At 48.3% G+C, this 20,365-nt stretch carries 19 protein-coding genes; 8 read left to right on the top strand and 11 right to left on the bottom strand.

The genetic code is table 11. From position 1 onward, the window contains the following. The first annotated feature begins 174 nt into the window (after positions 1-174). Entirely contained in the window at positions 175-1,035 is an 861-nt protein-coding gene (locus ACSQ8P_RS02425; protein WP_436233746.1) for a lysophospholipase, read from the top strand. 58 nt (positions 1,036-1,093) lie between these two features. Here ACSQ8P_RS02425 and ACSQ8P_RS02420 read toward each other — a convergent pair whose 3' ends face one another. Next, positions 1,094-1,795: a 3D domain-containing protein gene (locus ACSQ8P_RS02420; RefSeq protein ID WP_436233745.1), complete on the bottom strand. Its 702-nt coding sequence runs from the start codon at positions 1,793-1,795 to the stop codon at positions 1,094-1,096. A 269-nt stretch (positions 1,796-2,064) separates the two neighbouring features. Between ACSQ8P_RS02420 and ACSQ8P_RS02415 the strand changes: the two genes are divergently transcribed. Both ACSQ8P_RS02415 and ACSQ8P_RS02410 read left to right on the top strand, forming a co-directional pair. Continuing rightward, complete coding sequence (locus ACSQ8P_RS02415) at positions 2,065-2,400, top strand: ArsR/SmtB family transcription factor (RefSeq protein ID WP_436239433.1); 336 nt, start codon at positions 2,065-2,067, stop codon at positions 2,398-2,400. A 35-nt stretch (positions 2,401-2,435) separates the two neighbouring features. Continuing rightward, a complete protein-coding gene (locus ACSQ8P_RS02410; protein WP_436233744.1) occupies positions 2,436-2,972 on the top strand; it encodes an SRPBCC family protein in 537 nt (178 codons plus the stop codon). A 55-nt stretch (positions 2,973-3,027) separates the two neighbouring features. Here ACSQ8P_RS02410 and ACSQ8P_RS02405 read toward each other — a convergent pair whose 3' ends face one another. The 3 genes from ACSQ8P_RS02405 to ACSQ8P_RS02395 are packed head-to-tail and all read right to left on the bottom strand — an operon-like array spanning position 3,028 to position 4,972. Next, positions 3,028-3,711, bottom strand: a complete 684-nt coding sequence (locus ACSQ8P_RS02405; protein ID WP_436233743.1) for a hypothetical protein — start codon at positions 3,709-3,711, stop codon at positions 3,028-3,030. Continuing rightward, positions 3,708-4,604 (bottom strand): ABC transporter ATP-binding protein, encoded by an 897-nt coding sequence (locus ACSQ8P_RS02400; protein WP_436233742.1) that lies wholly within the window; start codon positions 4,602-4,604, stop codon positions 3,708-3,710. Before ACSQ8P_RS02400 ends, ACSQ8P_RS02405 begins: the two co-directional genes overlap by 4 nt. Further along, positions 4,604-4,972, bottom strand: a complete 369-nt coding sequence (locus tag ACSQ8P_RS02395; protein WP_436233741.1) for a GntR family transcriptional regulator — start codon at positions 4,970-4,972, stop codon at positions 4,604-4,606. The genes ACSQ8P_RS02400 and ACSQ8P_RS02395 overlap by 1 nt, the downstream gene beginning before the upstream one ends. Before the next feature lie 261 nt (positions 4,973-5,233). Here ACSQ8P_RS02395 and ACSQ8P_RS02390 point away from each other — a divergent pair, with 261 nt between their 5' ends. Beyond that, positions 5,234-6,274, top strand: a complete 1,041-nt coding sequence (locus ACSQ8P_RS02390) for a metallophosphoesterase family protein (protein ID WP_436233740.1) — start codon at positions 5,234-5,236, stop codon at positions 6,272-6,274. Between the two features lie 309 nt (positions 6,275-6,583). Beyond that, positions 6,584-6,946 carry a hypothetical protein gene (locus ACSQ8P_RS02385; protein ID WP_436233739.1) on the top strand — a complete coding sequence of 121 codons (363 nt, stop codon included), beginning with the start codon at positions 6,584-6,586 and terminating at the stop codon, positions 6,944-6,946. Positions 6,947-7,000: 54 nt separating this feature from the next. Here the strand turns inward: ACSQ8P_RS02385 and ACSQ8P_RS02380 are convergent, their stop codons facing one another. From ACSQ8P_RS02380 to ACSQ8P_RS02360, 5 genes are all read right to left on the bottom strand, one after another. Continuing rightward, the gene (locus tag ACSQ8P_RS02380; protein ID WP_436233738.1) at positions 7,001-9,187 is read right to left on the bottom strand and encodes a hypothetical protein; all 2,187 of its coding nucleotides are present in this window, start codon (positions 9,185-9,187) and stop codon (positions 7,001-7,003) included. Positions 9,188-9,206: 19 nt separating this feature from the next. After that, complete coding sequence (locus tag ACSQ8P_RS02375) at positions 9,207-10,382, bottom strand: ABC transporter permease (RefSeq protein WP_436233737.1); 1,176 nt, start codon at positions 10,380-10,382, stop codon at positions 9,207-9,209. Then, positions 10,379-11,104, bottom strand: coding sequence for an ABC transporter ATP-binding protein (locus tag ACSQ8P_RS02370; protein ID WP_436233736.1), 726 nt, complete (start codon positions 11,102-11,104; stop codon positions 10,379-10,381). The genes ACSQ8P_RS02375 and ACSQ8P_RS02370 overlap by 4 nt, the downstream gene beginning before the upstream one ends. A gap of 33 nt (positions 11,105-11,137) precedes the next feature. After that, positions 11,138-12,832: an efflux RND transporter periplasmic adaptor subunit gene (locus tag ACSQ8P_RS02365; protein ID WP_436233735.1), complete on the bottom strand. Its 1,695-nt coding sequence runs from the start codon at positions 12,830-12,832 to the stop codon at positions 11,138-11,140. Positions 12,833-13,134: 302 nt separating this feature from the next. Then, complete coding sequence (locus ACSQ8P_RS02360; protein WP_436233734.1) at positions 13,135-13,947, bottom strand: hypothetical protein; 813 nt, start codon at positions 13,945-13,947, stop codon at positions 13,135-13,137. 245 nt (positions 13,948-14,192) lie between these two features. Between ACSQ8P_RS02360 and ACSQ8P_RS02355 the strand changes: the two genes are divergently transcribed. Further along, complete coding sequence (locus ACSQ8P_RS02355; protein ID WP_436233733.1) at positions 14,193-14,579, top strand: DoxX family protein; 387 nt, start codon at positions 14,193-14,195, stop codon at positions 14,577-14,579. Positions 14,580-15,126: 547 nt separating this feature from the next. On the opposite strand, the gene ACSQ8P_RS02350 is transcribed toward ACSQ8P_RS02355, so the two are convergent. Both ACSQ8P_RS02350 and ACSQ8P_RS02345 read right to left on the bottom strand, forming a co-directional pair. Further along, entirely contained in the window at positions 15,127-16,641 is a 1,515-nt protein-coding gene (locus ACSQ8P_RS02350; protein ID WP_436233732.1) for an ATP-binding protein, read from the bottom strand. Beyond that, on the bottom strand, positions 16,638-17,321 hold the full coding sequence (locus tag ACSQ8P_RS02345) for a response regulator transcription factor (RefSeq protein ID WP_436233731.1): 684 nt from the start codon (positions 17,319-17,321) through the stop codon (positions 16,638-16,640). The genes ACSQ8P_RS02350 and ACSQ8P_RS02345 overlap by 4 nt, the downstream gene beginning before the upstream one ends. A gap of 209 nt (positions 17,322-17,530) precedes the next feature. Here ACSQ8P_RS02345 and ACSQ8P_RS02340 point away from each other — a divergent pair, with 209 nt between their 5' ends. Further along, positions 17,531-18,460 (top strand): FAD:protein FMN transferase, encoded by a 930-nt coding sequence (locus tag ACSQ8P_RS02340; protein WP_436233730.1) that lies wholly within the window; start codon positions 17,531-17,533, stop codon positions 18,458-18,460. Between the two features lie 213 nt (positions 18,461-18,673). Then, complete coding sequence (locus ACSQ8P_RS02335) at positions 18,674-19,933, top strand: NAD(P)/FAD-dependent oxidoreductase (RefSeq protein WP_436233729.1); 1,260 nt, start codon at positions 18,674-18,676, stop codon at positions 19,931-19,933. Positions 19,934-20,365: the final 432 nt, after the last annotated feature.

Raw genomic sequence — 20,365 nt, 5'->3', positions numbered from 1 at the left:
GACCGTGGACGGTATTTGCTCCTAGACCTTAGTCGGGGTGGGTCTACGACCTCTGATAGACGGGTATCCCCCCCCTTCTGGCATGACTAAAATTATCGTGAGTGCCATTTAGGAAGTATGGTAAAATAAGGGCTAGTTGAACTATCTCGCTTATTGCGTAAGGAGGATTCTCTTGTGAACATCACGGAGGGAACGTTTCAGGGAGTTGGCGGGGTTGACCTTTTCTATAGAAAAGCCACTCCGTCAGAAGCACCAGCCAAAGGCGCTATTATTGCTGTCCATGGACATGGCGACCACAGCGGTGGATTAGTCAATATGTGTGACGCACTCGTACAGGGTGGTTATATCGTCTATTCGGCTGATTCACGTGGTCATGGGCGAAGCCCAGGTATTCGTGGATTCATTCGCTCATGGGATGAATACAAAGGAGATCTGCACATATTTAGAGAACTCGTCCTATCTGAAAATCCTGAATTGCCTCTCTTTATCATCGGTCACAGTATGGGTGGTGTGATTAGTGCGGACTATGTGCTTGATCAGGGTACTGGGATTAGTGGACTCGTTTTGGTGGCTCCTGCGATTTCATATGAAATGACGACCTTTGAAAATTGGCTCATTAAGCTTCTGGGAAAGCTCCGGCCACAACTCACCATTCAAAAATCCGGCAGTGTAGAGGGATTAACTCAAGATCCTGACATGGCGGCCAAACTGCAATCTGATCCATTGCGTCATAGTACCGTAACGCCAGGCTTAGGCCTTGGACTAAGTCAAGCCATTCCAAGAATCTTGAATCAAGCACAATCGTTTCAACTCCCCCTTCTCCTACAATACGGACTAGAAGATCAATTGACTCCCCCCGCTAAGCTTCAGCAATTCCTGCACTTGGTGGGTTCGCAGGATAAAAAGAGCTATGCTTACGATACGATGCGTCATCGTCCTTTTGATGACCTAGGGCGAGAGCAATTTCTTTCTGATTTACTAGGTTGGTTGGATCAACATACGGCTACGCCTACTAAACCCAAGATGTATGCTTGAAAATGAAAGAAAAACCGCCGTCAAATGACGGCGGTTTTTCCTATTCTCATAGTCGCTGCTACACGTTTTCTCTATCTAACACATACACCTTCACGTTCTTTTTCACACCAAACTCCTGGGCTTGGCCCAAATCATTCATGAAGACATCAATTCTAGAGCCACGAATCGCCGATCCGATATCTTCCGCTTTCCGAATGCCAATACCTTCGATGAACACCGTTGATCCTAAGGGAATGACGGCTGGATCTACAGCAATCGTGCGTCCCTCCTTGGCTTTAATACCACTATAAGTAATGCCGTATGTAGGATGAGAGGCTTTTTTGCCTGTCGATTCAAAGCCCGCGGTATACGCGGTTAACGTTGTATTAATTACTTTTTTAATAATTTTCGGCTGTCCCTCGGATGCAGATGCTACAGCGACAAGGGGGATGGTTAGACTTTGTCCGATCGTCAGTTGGTTCGGATTGGAAATTGAATTGGCAGAAATGAGGTCATCGACAGCGATTTCAAAGCTTTTTGCTATTTTGAACAGGGTGTCTCCTTGGCTTACTTTGTACGTTGTCACAGCTTGTTCGACTTCAGCGGCTGGAGCTTCAGCTATCGAAGTATCCGAGCTTTCATTCGAAGAAGCCACATAGACAGGCGACATATCCATATCTTCATCGTTCGTTGGATACGAATATGCCTTCGATTGCATGAACCACAATCCAAGCAACAAGATGAGGGATAAGGTCGAAATACATATTTTACGAAACATCATAGCTATAGCTCCTCCTAGAAAAGTTAATAGAGTTATAGCTACTAGACTCGGCTAAAAGTAAACTTTCTATACATTTCCTATGAAATTAATGATAGATACATAGGAACATTAAGAGAGAACCATAAGGGCTGTCTTGTATATTTCCACCTTATTCTGTTTACGATAGTAGACCTATGGCTGATATCAAAAGCAAAATGAATGAGTCTTGATACATTTACCCATTAGAATATGCCTTGACAGGAATATTCCGTTTGAGTTATATTCAATACATGAATACGATATTCAGTGCTCTTGCCGAACCACATCGCTTACACATGGTTGAGCTTTTGCGAGACGGCCCCCTGACTGTAGGGGAGATAGTCGAGCGGCTCGGCCTTAGTCAGCCACAAGTTTCCAAACATCTGCGTGTACTTAGTGAAGCAGGACTTGTAGAGGTACAGCCAATAGCGAATCGAAGGGTCTATAAACTGCGGCCGCAGTCCCTTCAAGACATTGAAAACTGGCTTGGTTCCTTCCGTCGCCTATGGGAATCACAATTCGATCGGTTGGAGGCCTATCTAGCAACCATGCAAGCGAAAGACAGCAAACCGACTGATCCGGAATAAACCAGGATTAGATCAACCAATTGGAGGTATTTACAATGACACAAGAAAACGCAACTTACAAATATGAAATGAAAAACGATGGCTCAGAATTGGTGATTACACGTATCATTAATGCCCCTCGTGAACTTGTATTTCAAGTATGGACGACACCTGAACATTTAGCAGAATGGTGGGGACCTACAGGCATGAAGCTAACGGTGGAATCCTTAGATGTTCGCCCTGGCGGCAGCTTCCACTACTCGATGAAGTCACCTGAAGGCTTTGAAATGTTCGGTAAATTCGTTTATCACGAAGTTGCTGCACCTGAGACGTTATCTTATGTGAGCTCCTTCGCTGATGCAGAGGCTAATGTGATTCGCGCCCCATTTAGCCCCATTTTCCCAATGGAAATTATGAACCACTTAACGTTCACAGAAGAGGATGGGAAGACGATTCTTACTATGCGTGGAGGTCCAATCAACGCGACAGAAGAAGAATTGAATTTCTTCGCTTCCATGAAAGGTTCTATGGAAGAAGGCTTCGGCGGAACATTCAAGCAATTGGATGAGTACCTAACGAAAATCACAGCTTAATAAATACAGTAAAAGAGCCTCCAGAAGTGATTCTGGGGCTCTTTTTGGTGAAAGTTTATACAGCCGCTCTGCGCAGCAATCCGTACGAAATGAGCGAATAGATGACAACCAATGGGATCAACCACCAGAACAAATCCATATAGTGATGCGCTACCCAATGCCCAATATCGTCCCAAAGTCCGAAATGCGTCAGCGTGTAGGACGTGATCGTCCCTAACAACAGCGCGGCTGTAAAGAAGATGTACATCGACATTCTGCCAAAACGGCGATGCAAGCTCGAAATGGCAAATCCAAGAAAGTACAAATGTATCAATAGGATGATATTAATCCCCAGTATAGCGATGTATGGTAGATCGTTAAGGAACCCTATTTCAAATAGATGCAAATTCACATTCCACCCATTCGTTGCATGCTCAATGGCCGAAAGTATGGTTATGGCTATCCCTGAAATCGTATTCACCAACAGGACAGTCAATGCTGTACCGAAGAAATAATCCTTTCTCCGAATGCTAAGACCGATGGCGAATGGGAACGTTTCTTTGAGCGTAAGCGTGCCTGCTATAAATGTGTAGACAAAGATGGAGGCAATCGCACCCGTATTTATAACTTCGCCTTCATTAAGTGAAAGAGCAATTAAAGCATTGATCAGAAAATTAGCGCCCAGGATGGCCCATGGAACCAAAAACCATGTGTTCTTATTCCTCAGATGGAGCATGACGACTTGCTTAACTCGGTTCATAGTGATTCAGACCCCTTTCCCGCCACTTGCGTGCGTGTCAGATGAACAATGAGCTGCTGGATGGAAACTGGCTCGAATTCCAGTCCTAATTCTTCGGCGTATTTGCGATCTTGCACCGAAAGAGCCCCTATGATGGTCGCTGTTGCAGCAGAACCAATTGCCGTTCGCTCCAGCACCTCTTTCCCCCGTGCGAACGCATCTACCGCTGATTTCAATCCAGAAACCGTACAAGCACGGCCGCGTAACGCATCGGCATCTTCATTAAGAATCAACTTACCGTTATCGATCACAAGCACATGCTCCAGTAAACGACTTACCTCGTCAATCAAGTGCGTAGAAAGGATGACGGTTCTCGGGTATTCTGCATAATCTTGCAGCAAGCTATCATAAAAAAGTACGCGTGCTACAGCATCTAAGCCTAGATAGGGCTCATCAAAAATCGTCAATGGCGCGCGGCTAGCGAGCCCAACCACAATTCCCACCGAGGAGAGCATACCTCTGGAAAGCTTTTTAATTTTCCTTTTGATCGGAAGTCGGAAATCTTCAATTAACGCGTAGGCATACGCATCATCCCAATTCGGGTATAACGTTTTGGCAACCGCCAGCACATCAATAATACGGAATGTATCCGGATATTTCTGGCTCTCTTTGATAAAACAAATCTGATTCAGCACCCGACTATTCTCAAAAGGCTCCTCGCCAAACACCCTCAACTCGCCGCTAGTCGCGAATTGCTGTGCGGAGATCATATGCATGATGGTCGTTTTGCCTGCGCCATTTCTGCCGAGTAAGCCATAAATTTTGTTCGCTTCTACCGTGAAGCTGACCCCGTCAACAGCCTTAACTTGGCCATAGGCCTTCGTCAGTCCTTTTACCTCAACAACGTTCATCATTAAGCTTTCTCCCCCCTCCGCACCATTTCCGTCAGTTGCTCTACCGTTATGCCCAGCTTCTCCGCTTCTCTCACCATCGTCACGACATATTGCTCATAAAAGAGTTCTTTACGCTTCTCCATCAGCTTAGCCCTCGCTCCCTCCGCTACAAACATGCCAATTCCACGCTTCTTGTATAAAATCCCTTGGTCCACTAGCAGGTTAACACCCTTCGCTGCCGTTGCCGGATTGATCTGATAAAAGGCTGCAAATTGATTCGTAGAAGGAACCTGCGATTCTTCCGGCATGCGTGATTCGATAATGTCATCTTCAATCTGCTCTGCGATTTGCATAAAAATCGGGCGGCTATCATCCATCATAAATCCCACAATTCTCACCACCGCTTTCATCACTACATTGGTTAGTTACTCATGTAATTAACCATACAACCAAATAACATTGAAGTCAAGTAAATTACAAAAGTTGGGTAGTTAAATAATTTCTTTTTTGTAGGGGAATACCAGTAGGGCGTGGGGTGGGAGCCGGACGAGGTAATGATACAAGGGCAGGAATTGGTTAAATAGAGGAAGAGATGGTTAAAGACATAGAGCAAGCGCATCACGACACTTTTATAGGAAGGTAGGTTTTCTATGTTTCTATCTATCATACGGAGTAGTTTGGCGGTTTTGTTGGGGTTGGCGTTGATTAACCCTGCTGGGGAAGGAATAAAGTCTACGCGCGCGTCACAGCATGCATCTGTACAAGTGGCGCCGCAAACAGCTGCTGCACAAGTAGAACCGAAAACCGCTGCACCGTTGTTTTCCTTCTCGGTGATGAGCGACGTTCATATCCTATCGTCGGACTCGGCTTCCCAGCTGCTTCTGCGGCAAGCGCTCGCCGATCACCATGAGCTGCGCCCAGACAGCAAGTTGCTTGTCCTGAACGGCGATCTCACGAATGGCAGTGAAGGCGATTACCGCAGCTTGTTGGCGCTGCTCAGTCGCCAGCCCCATGCCCCTGTGCAGGCAACCATGGGCAACCATGACTACTATGGCGTGTGGCGCAAGCCGGATGGGCAGATGGATTACACGAAGATGAATACATCGTGGACGAGTCGTGATGCGGTCGCGTTATTCGACCGCATGATGGGTTACGACAAGCCGTATCACGAGCTTGTCGTGGAGGGCTACCGCTTCCTGTTCCTTAGCGGGGAAGCGTACAGAGACGTAGACGCATCCATCAACGAGGATGCGTACCTCTCTCCCGCGCAGCTCAGCTGGCTGAGCGAGCGGCTCACAGCGGCGAGCTCGGCGGATGCCGGCAAGCCCGTGTTCGTGTTCCTCCACCAGCCGCTGCCGCAGACGCTGGATGGTACAGATACGGAGCTGGGGGTCGTCCAGCACAAGGAACTGCGTGCGATACTTGACGCACACCCAAACGTCATTTTGTTCAGTGGGCACACCCACTGGAACATCGAAACGACCAGCCAAGTGAAGCAGCTGAAGTTTCTTGCCGCTTCCAGCGCCTCCATCCGCGAGGTATGGAGCGCTAAAAATGAGCCCGAGACGCGATTGCTTAGCCAGAGCCTCGTCGTCGATGTCTACCCCGAACGCGTCGTCATTCTGCGCCGCGAGCATACCGAAAAGCGATGGATCGAGCCATCCATCGCTAAGGGGTATGATATGAAGTGAGGCTGCCGTTCCTGGGCTCATTTAAGTCCGAAGATCCGAACTATTGATTAGCATTGAAAGAGACCCTTCCCTATTGGAACGGTCTCTTTCTTTTCCTCTTTCTTTTCCTCTTGTTTTTCCTTCTTCTGTCCCTCGTTATCTTCATCTACTCACGGATTCAGCCCAATCAACGATTTTAACATTCACGCAATCCCGAATCTATTAATCAATCTATTAACACATTTTTTCTTACATGGGTAAATCTAGTTAACGGGCATGCCTGTTTCGACATCTACTATAAGCAGATAGAGAGAAGGAGGTGAAACATAGATGCAAAACAAAAAACGCAGCATCCCTACTCTCAAAGACTCTGGCAAGCTAGGTAAATCGTACACTCGCATTCCCCTCAGCAAAAACATCGGTCCTACACAAACACTAAGACGACTTACGATTCTTTGGGTAGCTACTAATGGTGTCCCTTTCGTCACCTCCGGCTTCTTCTGCGAGGCTCGTACTTTAAACGGAACTCGTCTTGCAACTGCTCGATTTGACGCTTTTGGAACTGCCGTATTCCGTACAATCGGTACGCCTACTACACGTACTTTAGTGCTTAGGACTTTCGATGAAGACGGTGTCCTCTTCCGTACACGTACGGTTCGTTCTGGTATTTCGGCTTTCGTATTTATCGGCTAATAAAACAAAAACAGCCCACCCCATGGCAAGTCCAAGGGTCGGGCTGTTTCTCTTTTACTTAAATTGCTTCAGAAGGCGCTTCGCTGTTCCGTTCGGTGTGTTAATGACTTCATACATATTGACGACGATGCCGGAACTTACTTGCTCGTTTTTCAATCCAGAAATGGTTACTCTCTGGCTGCCGCTCGTTAATTTGCCCGTGCCCATTAAAGAAGCATCTTGGGTGCCAACGATACGACCGAGAGAATCGACCATTTCGAATTGAATCTTGGAGAAATTAGCATCAATAATCACTTGATCTTCATGAGAAATATCCATATCCAAACTCAGGACATAGGAGTAGGTCCCTCCACTATACGTCCAGCCAATCGAGCTGTCATTAATTTTGAGCGAGAACGGATAGATCGCAATGGTATCTCCTGTCTCTGCTTCTTGCAAAGCCACTTTGAACGTCCCTGCGGACACATTGCCTTCAGAAACGGACTTATCATCATACACATTCAGCGCAAAAGAATCATCCTCGTCATCAGTTTCCTTATTAGGCAGCAAGTAGGAATAGCTGACTACATAGGAGCTTCCTGGTGTAATTTGTGTGGCCGCCTCGCTTTGTCGAGAGCCGGTATAAGCATTACCTTTATTATCGATGATCTCGTTCTGCAGCTCAGGCAGTGCGAGCGTGCTCGTTCCGTTGTTCGTGATTTTGTATTTGGCGATCGCGGTTTTGTAGCCGAGATCATCATTCTCATGCGCATGAAGCTCAATGAGCGATACATCAAGATTCGGGCTCACAACGCTGCTGCCCAGAGCAAGCTTGGTTCCAAGCTCATAGTCTACCGCTGTGGTGAAGCCGTTTTGGGCTTCGCTCGCACCTTTGAGCACGAACACAGCCACAGGCTGTTGCCCTGTTGTTGTCGATGTACTGATTCCTGTCGTGGCCGTACTGCTACCTGTTCCAGTCGTTGTCCCGCTCCCCGCTGTGCTTCCCGTCGTACTTCCCGTACTCGCCGCCGCTGCTTTCTGCCACAGCACGAGCTGTGCCGCATTCGGATCGACACCCGTTGGCAGTGTCGCATTGAAGTAATAGGTCGACGTTTCCTTCGGCGCTAAAAAGCCGCTGCGCGTACTGTTGTCTGTCGAGGATACGGATGAACCGGAATCGCCGAACTGGTAGGAGGCTGCCAATGCAGGAACAGGTGCGACTACGTCCCCATCATTACTCAGTGTGACCACAGTCTGAACATGGACACCATCGGCCTGAATGGAATACGTAGAAGAGCTTGCCTTCGCTGTCACGTTCTCGCCATCTTGCTGCCCCGCATAGCTCTGTTTCACGCCCAGAGCTACCGTATTCAGCGACGAATTCATACTCAAAGTTCCCAGTGAAACATCTTCACTTTGATTGAGGTAATAATATTCCAACGTTAGCCCGCTTGTAGGCATGCCTTTGGAAATTAGCGTTTTGAGCGTCAATGTGTCGGACTGATTTGGCAAAATAGCCGTATCCGCCCCACTCTGGACGGTAGCCGTATATTTCATGCCATTGGCATCCACAAGTCTAGCAAGCAATCCTGCGGGTACTTTCACACTGCTTGAACCTAAGTTCTTCGCTGCGACTTGCGTGTACATGTACCATTTGCCATTCTCGGTCACACGTACGCTCTGGCCTAGCCCAAAAGCAAGGGAAGCATCATTCGCAAGTGTGCTGTCTAGCGTACGCAAGCTAATAATTTCTTCTGGCGCTTCCAGCTGCCCTTCTTGGATGACGGAGACAATTGGCAGCTCGCCGAGATGATTCATGAAATCGGATTTATTGTAATCCCAACGGAATACATCTACTTTCAAATCAGCTGCAGTTTCACCTGCTGGCAAATTCGCGTAGAATCGGAAGCTCTCCTCTTGCCCGCCATTCACGATGCCGCTCTTTTTCTCACTCAAATTGGCCGTGTAGCTGTGTCCAGCACTATCCGTCACGCGAACACCATACTTGTTAAAATCAAGCGTCTGATTTTCCCCATTGTGGAACAGGACGGAGAATTGTAGGGATGAAGAGGAAAGTGAGGCTCTATTTAGCATAAAATAGGAATCTTTCGAGATAAAAACGCCTTCAGATGCAGCGTGTGCGGATGGCGCCGGAGCTGCCCATGAGGCAGCCAGCAAACTTCCCGTCAGCAGTACAGCTAGACTTGTCTGTTTAAATGAGTTTTTGGATCGGAGTCCAATCGATGTTAGTTGACGAATCATGGTACAAACCTCCTGTTGCCTAATCGTAACGCAGTGCGTCGATAGGTTTTAATTTTGATGCTTTATTCGCTGGATATAAACCGAAAATGACACCAACAAGTGCTGAGAATAAGAACGCGTAAAACCCGACGTTGAGCGATAAGCTCGTCTCTTGGCTTGGATTGATATACGGCCAGGCCAGTGATAAAGCGACCCCGACCAGTAGACCGATCAGACCGCCCATCCCGCTAATCAAGGTAGCTTCGACTAGGAATTGCAGCAAAATATTTCTTCGCTTCGCCCCAATCGACTTCCGAATCCCGATCTCTCTCGTCCGCTCACTCACCGTCACGAGCATAATATTCATAATCCCGATCCCGCCTACAAGCAGGGAAATCGCAGCAACAGCAACCAATTGGTTGGTCAGCGTACTAGACGCCGTTTGTCTTGCGCTAATGAGCTCGGATGAGTTCAAAATATTGTAGCCGGTTGTACTTTTAAACTTCTGATATAAGTAAGCTTCTACGGCTAATTGTGCACGGCTGACAAGATCACCAGAGGATGCTTCCACATAGGCGGTCCGAATATTACCTAACTTAAAATCCCGGCTCATCGTCGGCAGCGGCACTAACACGGAGCTATCCAATGAGGTTCCGCTCGTATTGGAACCCTTCGTTTGAAGAACACCGATAATCGTGTACATGTAGCCCTTCACATTAATTTCTTCGTCGATTGGATCTTCCTTGCCAAAAAACTTCGTAGCCACTTCACTCCCGATAACTGCAACGTGATTGCGGAAATCCAGATCTGCTTGAGCGAGGAAACGTCCGCTGGCCATCTTCCCTTTTTGCAACTCCAAATAACGGTCATTCGTTCCGATCACATTGTAGCTCTCCGTTGTGCGGTCGAATTTAATGCTGCTATTCTGCGTCATTGTAGGTGCAATCGACGAGATGCCCGCTGTACCCTCCAGGGTCATGAACTCATCGTAATTCAACTGTGTGGCGCGCCCGTTCCCCATTAGGTTAACCGTTAGCAGATTCGTCCCCAGACCTTCGTACTGCTTTTCGATGGCTTTGGACGTCCCTTGACCGATGGACACAAGCGTAATCACCGAAGCAACCCCGATAATAACGCCTAGCATGGTCAGAATCGTTCGTAACGGATTAGAACGAATCGTGCTCATGGCCATTTGGAAAAGCTCCCAAATTCTCATGAATGCGCCTCCTCTAACTTAGGCACTTCAACCGACCACGCATCATTGCGTGTATCACTGACGATTTCGCCATCTCGCAGCGCCACCACACGCTTCGCATTGTCTGCAATGTGATGATCATGAGTGATTAACACAATCGTGTTGCCCTGCTGATTTAATTCTTTGATCAACTCGAGTACCTCGATACCTGTCTTCGAGTCCAGTGCACCTGTCGGTTCATCCGCCAGAATGAGCGACGGTGAAATAGCCAACGCTCGTGCAATCGCAACCCGCTGCTGCTGTCCACCCGAAAGCTCACTTGGTTTGTGATGTCCACGCTCACCCATCCCCAACTTCTCTAGCATGCGTTTGGCTTGTTCTCTCCGCTGTTTGGCAGGTATGCCTGCATAAATCATGGGGAGCTCGACGTTCTCCGTCGCTGACAGCCTTGGCAACAGGTTAAACTGTTGAAAAATAAAACCAATCTTCCGATTGCGCAGCTGAGCAAGTCCGTTGTCTGACATTTTCTCAGTAGCTACGCCATCCAATGTATATGAACCTGACGTTGGGCTGTCTAGCAGCCCAATTGTATTCATCAACGTCGATTTCCCCGATCCGCTGGGACCAATAATGGCGACAAAATCCCCTTCTGCAATATGCAGGGTAATGCCCCGCAAAATCTGCAATTCCTCCGCACCACGGGTGTAACTCTTCGTGATCTCATTTAGCTCAATGATATTCATCCCATTAACTCCTTTCCGGGCGAGATTAGCTCTTTATTGACGCGCTCCGCCACCGCCAGCATTACCGCCACCCTGGAAACCACCGCCGCCAGCAGCTCCACCTGCACCGCCTTGGAAGCCGCCTGCACCACCTGGGAAGGCACCTCCGCCTGGGAAGCCTTGCTGTTGCTGGTTCGTCGTGGTTGTTGCTCTACGCACCGGCATGACGACCTCTTCGCCTTCTTTTACCCCGCCTAGAACTTCAACCTGCGTTTTGCTGCGGATACCTACTTGCAGTTCACGCTCTTCCGTCGTACCATCGGCCTTCTTCACCGTAACCGTCGACTTGCCTCTTGTTGTCGTCACCACTTGGATCGGAAGAACGAGAATATCCTTCTTATCTTGAATGAGGATTTCAGCAGTCGCCGTCATCGCATATTTCAAATCGTTCTGTGCTGTATTTGGAATCGCCACAACCGCATCATAGGTGGTCACGCCATTCGTCGTTGTACCCACATTGGAGACAGATGTCACTTCACCTGTAAAAGTTTTCCCTGCAATCGCATCTACTTTTACGTTAACTTTTTGCCCTACCTTCACACTCGTTAGATCGAGCTCATCCACAGCAATCGCGAGCTGCATTGTGCTTAAGCTTGCTACTGCACCGAGCGTTGTGTTCGCATTAATTTGCGCGCCAGCCGGGTAATTCCGAAGGACGTTATTTTTACTGTTGGCAAAATCCGCCGAGAACACGCCATCAAACGGTGCTTTGATCGTCAATTGATCGACTTTTTGCTGAGCATCGCTGACACGGATTTTCTGGCTTTCAATCGCAGATTGTTTGGAGATGATATTCTTTTGAATGTCGTCGTTAAAAAGGGTCACAATCAGATCGCCTTGTTTAATCGTATCGCCATCTTTGAATTTCAGCGTTTTCACAGTACCGCTAGCTTCGGAGAAAATAGACGCCGTGCGCACATAAGCAAGTTCAGCCTGATCGGAGGACGCCACCTTGGTAGTGCCGCTGCCGATGCTGCCTTTGACCTTCAAGCCCGCCGAAAGTGTACCGTCATTATCGACGAGTACATCGACCAATACCACTTTATTCCCATTCGCGTCGGCGCTAATTTCGTGACCGATCGTATCGACAGCACCAACCTTCGATAACAAGTAACCATCCACGCTCAGCTCCACGGGGTCACCTTTTTTCAGTTGAACAGCTTCTTGCAGTGAAAATGGCAGTTTTACCTTAAACTGCGTTGTATCTGAAATCGTACCGATCTTAGTCGTTTTACTCACTTGGCTGCCGACATCAAAATTAGCATTCAAGGTAATCTTGCCCGACATCGGAGAGGATACGCTCATATTTCCTTGTTCAGACTGCAGCTCGGCTAGATCACTTTCCAGCTGCCCCAAGGTCACTTGCGCTTCCTTGAGATTCGTTTCCGTTGACGGGACAGAAAGTTCGACGAGCACATCGCCTTTTTTTACCGCTTGATTCTGGGTTAGATTCATTGTTTTGATGATCCCTTCGATCGGAATCACTATGTTTTGCTTATCCTTAGCGTCCAATTGGGAGGTACCTGATACGGCCATCGAAATGGCACCCTTGGCCACTTTCATTGTCGTTTGTTGTGCTGCCGTTGCAGCTGGCTTCGCATTATTATGTACATAGTAGTATGTTCCTGCCCCACACAGGATGGCCGCCAGGGCTACAATGAGCCACCTTTTCTTACTGCCTACTTTCATCCGTCATAACCCCTCTCACGGTTTACCTAGACTTCCATGCCTAGGCCTAACATTCTTCACAAGATGTAGTCTACTAGGGACGACTGAAACCTGTCTGAGTGTAAGCTGAAAGTAAGTTGAACGAAAGCTGAGTGTTTGCTGAAAATGGGGACAAGTTCCGTGCCGCCTCAGCTGTTGTTACGCTCGGCACATTTCCTCACTTAGCTACTCTAAGAGCTCCCCGCCCAGTAAAATTCCCATATAACTGCCACCTCAAGCACAAAAAGCCGCTCACATGGTGAGCAGCTTCCTATTACATCCCCTTAGTTGGCAGCTGTCGGGGCTGGTGTTGTTGATTGTGTGGATGCGTTGCGACCCGGACGACCTTTACCACCCTCAGGACGCTGCTGAGCAGTACCTTTTTCCTCTACAGCCTTCTTGATAGAATCCGTCATGCCGTCTTTAATTTTGCTGATTAAATCATCTTCGCTAATCCCTTTCGCTGTTGCGATATCCACGAGGGATTTGCCTGATTCTAGTTCTGTTCTCAACTCATCTTGTGTAAGACCCAGAATAGTCGTGATGACTTCCGGATTGCCGAAATGTCCGCCACCGAAACCTCCTGGACCGCCTTTACCGCCGCCTGGGAAACCGCCCTTGAAGCCAGTGCCATCAATTTGCTTCGTTAATTGGTCGCTCAGGCCTTTAATCCTCTCATCTGCCTTCTCTTGTGTCAGCTTCCCAGCTGTGACATCAGCTGTAATCGCAGCTGTCTCGGCTGCAACCAGCTTAGATAAGTAATCTTCCTTCGATAGTCCTTTTTCAAGAGCAAAAGCAGCTAATGTTTTATCTGCTTTAAGTGCTTCCTGCACAACACTTTCTTCAACACCTAGAATCGTTGCTGTTTCTTTGATCACATTGCCGCCACGGAAGCCACCTCGATCTCCCATTTGTCCACGACCTTTATCGTTAAAGCCTTTGCCGCCCTGTCCTGCTGCGGGAGCTGCTGTACTCGTTGAATTGCCTACTACTGTATCTGCGAACGCTTCATTATGTAGGGCTCCTACTAAGCCAACTCCGATGACAAAAGATGCTACTAGTGAACCTGCGAGAATTTTTTTGCTGATTTTTTTCATAATTGAATTCCACCTCATCTTTGGATTTGTGTTTTGTGTTTCCCTTACAAAACCAAGTATAGACCCCTTACCTGAAACCCATCTGAGCGTAAACTGAAGGTTGGTTGAGAACTATCTGAGCATTGGCTGAAAGTGGCATGGAAAGTATTGAATGGAAATTTTACGTACTGGTGTTCGCTTTCGCTTATTTTATGGTAGAATAAGGATTATATGAGCACAATTCCGAAATAGGGGGATGCTGTCTAATGTCTTATCGTAAAGAGCGTAATAAACTAATCGCTTACTGGGTAACCACCATCCTAGGACCTGCAAGTTTCGTCATCGGCGGATTCTTCTTCCTTACCCATGGTGAGCAGCAAATCGCTACATTAACCGGGCTCGGATATCCCGAGTATATCTTAACCATCCTGGGCTTCTGGAAGCTGATGGCCGTCATCGCAATCCTTATCCCACGTTTTCCACGACTGAAGGAGTGGGCATACGCAGGCTTTTTCTTCGAGCTTACGGGAGCTGCAGCATCGCACATTTTGAATGGCGACAGCCTAGCTCTCGCTGCTCAACCACTTGTGTTTCTAGCGCTCGTCATGGCTTCATGGGCACTTCGCCCGCGCAGCCGCAAACTTGTCTCTTAGCCGTTGATGCCAAAGGCCAACCGTTCGACGATTGGCCTTTTTGGTGTTCATGCGTGAGGGGAGGCTGTTGGGGAAGGATGGGTGAGAGTAGCTAGTCTATGGTTGGAGGCCGATAACTGGTTATGCTGGGAGACTCTGTCGATGGGGGCGAGGGGTTAAGTAGCTAGTCTGTTGTCGTTGAGGGTGCTGGTGCCGTGTCCGTTGGGATGATTTCCTTCCCCCCACGACCATTAACTGTAAAAAATACAGTTAATTCCCGCATTCCCCCCTGATCTCAACGTTTAACTGGATTTCCTCCATCTATTTCTTACGATTTCAGTAAAATCGGCCACTTCGGCTGAATTTAGCTACATGAAATCCATCTATTTGCTCAAAAGCAAGATTTCCATCCAAATTAACTGTATGAAATCCAGCTATTTCCGCCGCTGAGGCTGTATACTCGGCATGAATCCTGCTATGCCCCTACTTTTGTCCATCTACATCCCTGCTCTCTACAACACACACCAAAAAAAGCCAACGCCTCAGCGTCAGCTTCTTCTCTTCCTACCTATCGCGGCAACCGCACGATAAATGCGCTACCCTCACCAACGCTACTCTCCACATGGATGGTTCCGCCATGCAGCTCCACGATGGAGCGAGTAATTGAAAGGCCTAAGCCCGCTCCGCCGCTGCGTCTTGCCCGCGAGGAGTCGATGCGGTAAAACCGATCAAACAAATGCGCGATATGCTCCGGCGCAATCCCAGGACCATTATCGCGTACAGCGATCTCAGCGCCTGCGTCCGTTTTCATAAGTGAGACTCTTACCTCACCTGTCTCCGAATGTGTATGCTGGACCGCGTTATGGAACAGGTTGAGAATGACCTGCTTGATTTTATCCGGGTCGCAATGGCACTGCGTCTCCGGCTCCAAGAGGAAGGTGACCGACCGCTCACCTGCGAGCAGACGCAGCTGGTGCTCCATTTCATGAAGCACATCGTCCATGGCTACCTCCGTCTTATGGAAAGACGGCGTTCGGTCCAACCGAGCCAACAGCAGTAGGTCCTCAACTAATTTATTAATGCGGATGGATTCACCGTGCATGCTTTTCAAAGCTTTCAACAGCGGTTCAGGCTGTTGATAGGCCCCGCGCAGCAGTACCTCCAGGAAGCCATGAATGGAGGTCAGTGGCGTGCGAAGTTCATGCGAGGCATCAGCGGCAAAACGACGCATCTGCTCCTTCGCTTCCTTTTCCGCTTCAAATGAAAATTCCAACCGCTCTAGCATGCTATTGAAGGAAGTCGCCAAGCGATCCATCTCAGCCTGCCCTTGATGGTCAGGAAAGCGTTCATTCAAGTTACCCGAATCAATACTTTTCACCGTATCTACCAAATTAGACAGCGGCACAAGCGTCCGCCGCAGCACAGGCAGGAAGCCTAACAATCCAATGACCATCGCCAGCATTGATAGAAATAGGAACGTGAGCAGCTGCCTTAGGAGAACATCCTTAATCGGCGCTGTGCTTGTGCTTGCTTGAATGAGCCCCTGATAGCCGCGGGAATGATCCGGTTCCCCTCCCCCGATTTGATGAAACACAATTAATTGCTCATTTCCTTTGCTGTCTTTCATAATCAGGTGTTCCTGCTTCTTTGTTCGCTTTTGCAGGATTCTCACATATTCTTCCTTGCCTAACTCCAACGTCGACTGTTCATCTTGGGAGGAAACGAGTTTATAGGTCCCCTTGTCATCAATAAGCGCAATCGTTAGATCCGGTACGAAAATCCGTGGACCTTCGCCGACATTATCCTGCCGATTGTTTCGCGTGAAATCCTGCCTAGGCAGAAATGGACTCGTACTCTTATCTCCCCCTAGCTCAGCCCGAAGCCACACGTTAGGCGGCAGCGCTGCAAGCTGATTGCGGATCGTCTCTGCTTTATTTTGAAACATAAACTGCTGCATGAATACATATTGAAACACGCCGATTAACAGCAATAGTGCAGACATGACCAATAAGGTGCGAGATAAAATTTGAAACTTTAAGGATCTCGTCTCCAAGACAGCAGCTAACCAACCGCGCGTCTTCATGTCAAATCCATCCGATACCCCGCGCCGCGAATGGTGCGAATCAGCTTGTGCTCCTTATCCCCTAACTTGTCACGCAAGGAACGTATGTACACTTCCACAATATTTTCTTCGCCGCCAAAATCATAGCCCCATACTTTATCCAGAATCATCGTCTTACTCAGCACGAGGCCGTGATTGATCGCCATAAATTTCAGCAATTCGTATTCCGTTGGCGATAGTTCTAAGATTCGGTCATACATACTAATTTCTTTGCGGCGATCGTCCATGCGAAGCGGTCCAATAACGACTTCCCCGAACAAGTTTGGAAAATGGTTTCGAATCCGCGCGTAGATCCGCGCCAGCAACTCCTCAAAGCTAAACGGTTTGATCATGTAATCATCGGCTCCGAGCGTGAGCCCCTTCACCCGATCATCGATTTCATCTTTGGCAGTTAGCATAATGACCGCGACATTGTCCGTCTTCTTGATCATGCGACACACCTCGAAACCATCCATGCCTGGCATCATGACATCCAGAATCGCGATATGCGGCTGAAATTTATTACAAGCTGTGATCGCACTGATGCCATCCTGTGCCGTCATCACTTCGAAGCCTTCGTTCGTTAGACCTAGCTCTAGAAATTCTAAGATATGTGGCTCGTCATCGACGAGTAATATTTTAATCCCTTTTAATTGACGCATCTGCACTCGACTCCCCCGAATTTCATTCATATACGACTTCTACAATCAGTATCCCATATCCTGCCTAAAAGCAATCTGAGCAGCGGCTGAAAGCTAGCTGAAAGTTAAATCTTCAGCTAGCTTTCAGCTAACGGTCAATTCAATCTCAGCTATCCCTCATATACTGATCTCAGATTAAGTACGGATTCGACAGAAAAGAGGAATTCCTGATGACAATGACAACAAACACCTTCCTCCCCTTTCATTTTCAAACGCTGGACTCAGCTATTGAACTTCTTCTTCCCTGCGGTGAGCAGCAACAACAGTTGCGGATTCATGAGATCGGCAACGAGTGGTTCGAGCGTGAGGAGAAGCGATTCAGCCACAGTCTCCCTGACAGTGAAATCAACCTTTTAAATACATTAGCCGGAGAATGCTGCCTTGTCTCCAACTCCATGCTAGAGGTGCTCTTCCTTGCTGAGATGTATCAAGCCATCACAGATGGTAAATATACGCCTCTTCTATATAAAGAAAAGACAACACTAACGCGCATGCCAGCTTCTGCTGCGCAAGGCTGGAAGGTAAATCCTACAACCAAATCAGTAACCCTGCCAGAGCATACCTCTATTCATTTGCAAGGACTCGACAAAAGCTGGTCCCTGAAACGATTAACCGACTATTTCAAGAAAACCTTATCCATTTCACGTGGACGCCTGCTATCTCAGGGCGATGTAACCGTATGGGGGCCAGCTAGCGCCGAGCAGGAGCCATGGATGATCGGGATCCAAAATCCATGGAACGAGAATGCCAAGTTAGGAGCGATTGCGATGCCAGAGGGTGCGTTATCTACTTACAGCCCGCTCGAGGACCGCAGAGATGGTGACTCCGGCAGCGATGTACTGCAATGCACAGTTGCTGGCCATGATCTCGTGGCATGCCATGTATGGGCACGATTGTTAGGCTCACTTGGGCTAGAGGCTGGCCTGCCCCTTTTCGCCAAACGCAGTGACGCTTGTGAAGCGATTGTGCTTACCAAGCAAGATGAGATTCACTACTATGGGCGGGAAACCTCCCTCGGGCATCGATGGCTAGATCTTCAGGTAGATCATTATCATTTTAGCGACAAACATGGTAGGAAGGATGTTGATAGTTTCACCTGAAGGATTTGTATTGAAGAACGTTTGTGGATGAAATTAGGAAAAAATGCATGTTATCCACATTTCGCCTACGATTGTCCACAGACGATAGGTCAGTTATCCACGAAAACAGCTATTTTATCAACAAGTTATCCACGTACTGTGTGTATCTTTTGAATATGAAGCCCTTCACATGCTATGATGATACAAAATACGCGAGGCAGGGGCTTTATTCGGATGACATATGATGTAATTGTAATTGGCGGTGGTTCTGCTGGCCTCATGGCTAGTATTGCCGCAAGCAGGGACGGCGCAAAGGTGCTGCTCGTCGATAAAGGCGATAAACTGGGGCGTAAGCTCGGTATTTCTGGCGGCGGCAGATGTAATGTGACGAACAACAAAGAGATGGATGAATTGATCAAACATATCCCCGGCAACGGGCGATTCCTTTATAGTGCATTTACCCATTTTGGGAATAAGGACATTATTGCTTTCTTTGAAAATCTCGGCATCCATCTCAAGGAAGAGGACAATGGTCGGATGTTTCCCATCAGCGACAAAGCCAAAACCGTCGTCGACGCGTTGATAGGCCAAGTGAGGCGCCAGGGTGTGGAGATCCGGACCAACAGTCCGGTCAAAAAGGTCTTGTACGCTGACGGCGCCGTGAGCGGCGTTCAGCTGCATGGCGGAGAGACGCTAAACAGCAACGCTGTGATCGTCGCCTCCGGCGGATGCTCGGTGCCGCATACCGGCTCCACGGGAGACGGTTATGCGTGGGCTGAGGCGGGCGGGCACACCATCACGCCGCTGTTTCCGACCGAGGTTCCGTTAACCTCGAAGGAGTCTTTCATTCGCAGCCGCGAGCTGCAAGGACTGTCCTTGCGCGACGTGACGCTCAGCGTGCTGAACGCGAAGGGGAAGCCGATCATCGCGCATCGCGGTGATATGTTGTTCACCCACTTCGGCCTTTCTGGGCCAATCGCGCTGCGCTGCAGCCAGTTCGTCGTGAAGGAACTGAACAAATCCGAGCGCAAGGAAGTGCTCGTCACGGTGGATTTGTTCCCTGATCTAAGCACCGACGAGGTGTACAATCAGAGCATGGCGCTCGCGAGAAGCGATGCGAAGAAAGCGATCAAAAACGTGCTCAAATCCCTGCTATCCGAGCGGCTCATTCCTCTTCTGCTTGCGAAGTCGGAGCTGGACGAGCTGCTGACGTACAACAACATTCCGAAGCAGAAATGGTTGGAGTTGTGCAAGCTCATGAAAGCATTCCCCGTCATCGTCAAAGGGACGCTATCCTTGGAGGAAGCTTTCGTCACAGGCGGCGGCGTCACGCTCAAAGAAGTAGATCCGAGCACGATGCAATCTAAGCTGGTTCAAGGTCTCTACTTCTGCGGCGAAATCCTCGACATCCACGGATATACGGGTGGGTATAACATTACAGCAGCCTTTTCGACGGGATATATGGCGGGCACGCATGCGGCAATGCAGAGCTAGGTGATATCTCCTTTTATACAGAAACTCCACCACCGACGCTCTTTTACTTCATTAACTGGAAAAACTACAGCTAGTTTGCGCAAGAAACGCCTTTTATTTTGAATAACTGGATTTCCTCCAGCTAATTTTGCACATCTTCGTTGAAATTGACGAATGACGAAAAATTAACTGGATTTTTTCCATTTAAATGGTGATTTCGATTCTAATCGATTAGTTTAACTGTAGGTTTTCCATTTAATGCTACTACTCGCCCCCCTCGGGTAGCTAGAATGAGAAAATCGCTTGGCGGAAAAGTGTTACTTAGAAGAGTCGTGTTACTTGGAGGTGGAGCGTTACTTGGCGGGCGGGCGGCACTCACGCATGCAGCGCTGCATGACTAATATCTGCGATTGGCGGATACGAAGTTGATGTCTTTTGTTCCATTTGTAGCAG

Source organism: Paenibacillus sp. LjRoot153 (assembly GCF_964253085.1).
Classification (GTDB): Bacteria; Bacillota; Bacilli; order Paenibacillales; family NBRC-103111; genus Paenibacillus_E.
The sequence above is the reverse complement of the archived record's forward strand: the minus strand, read 5'-3'. Positions and strand labels throughout refer to the sequence as shown.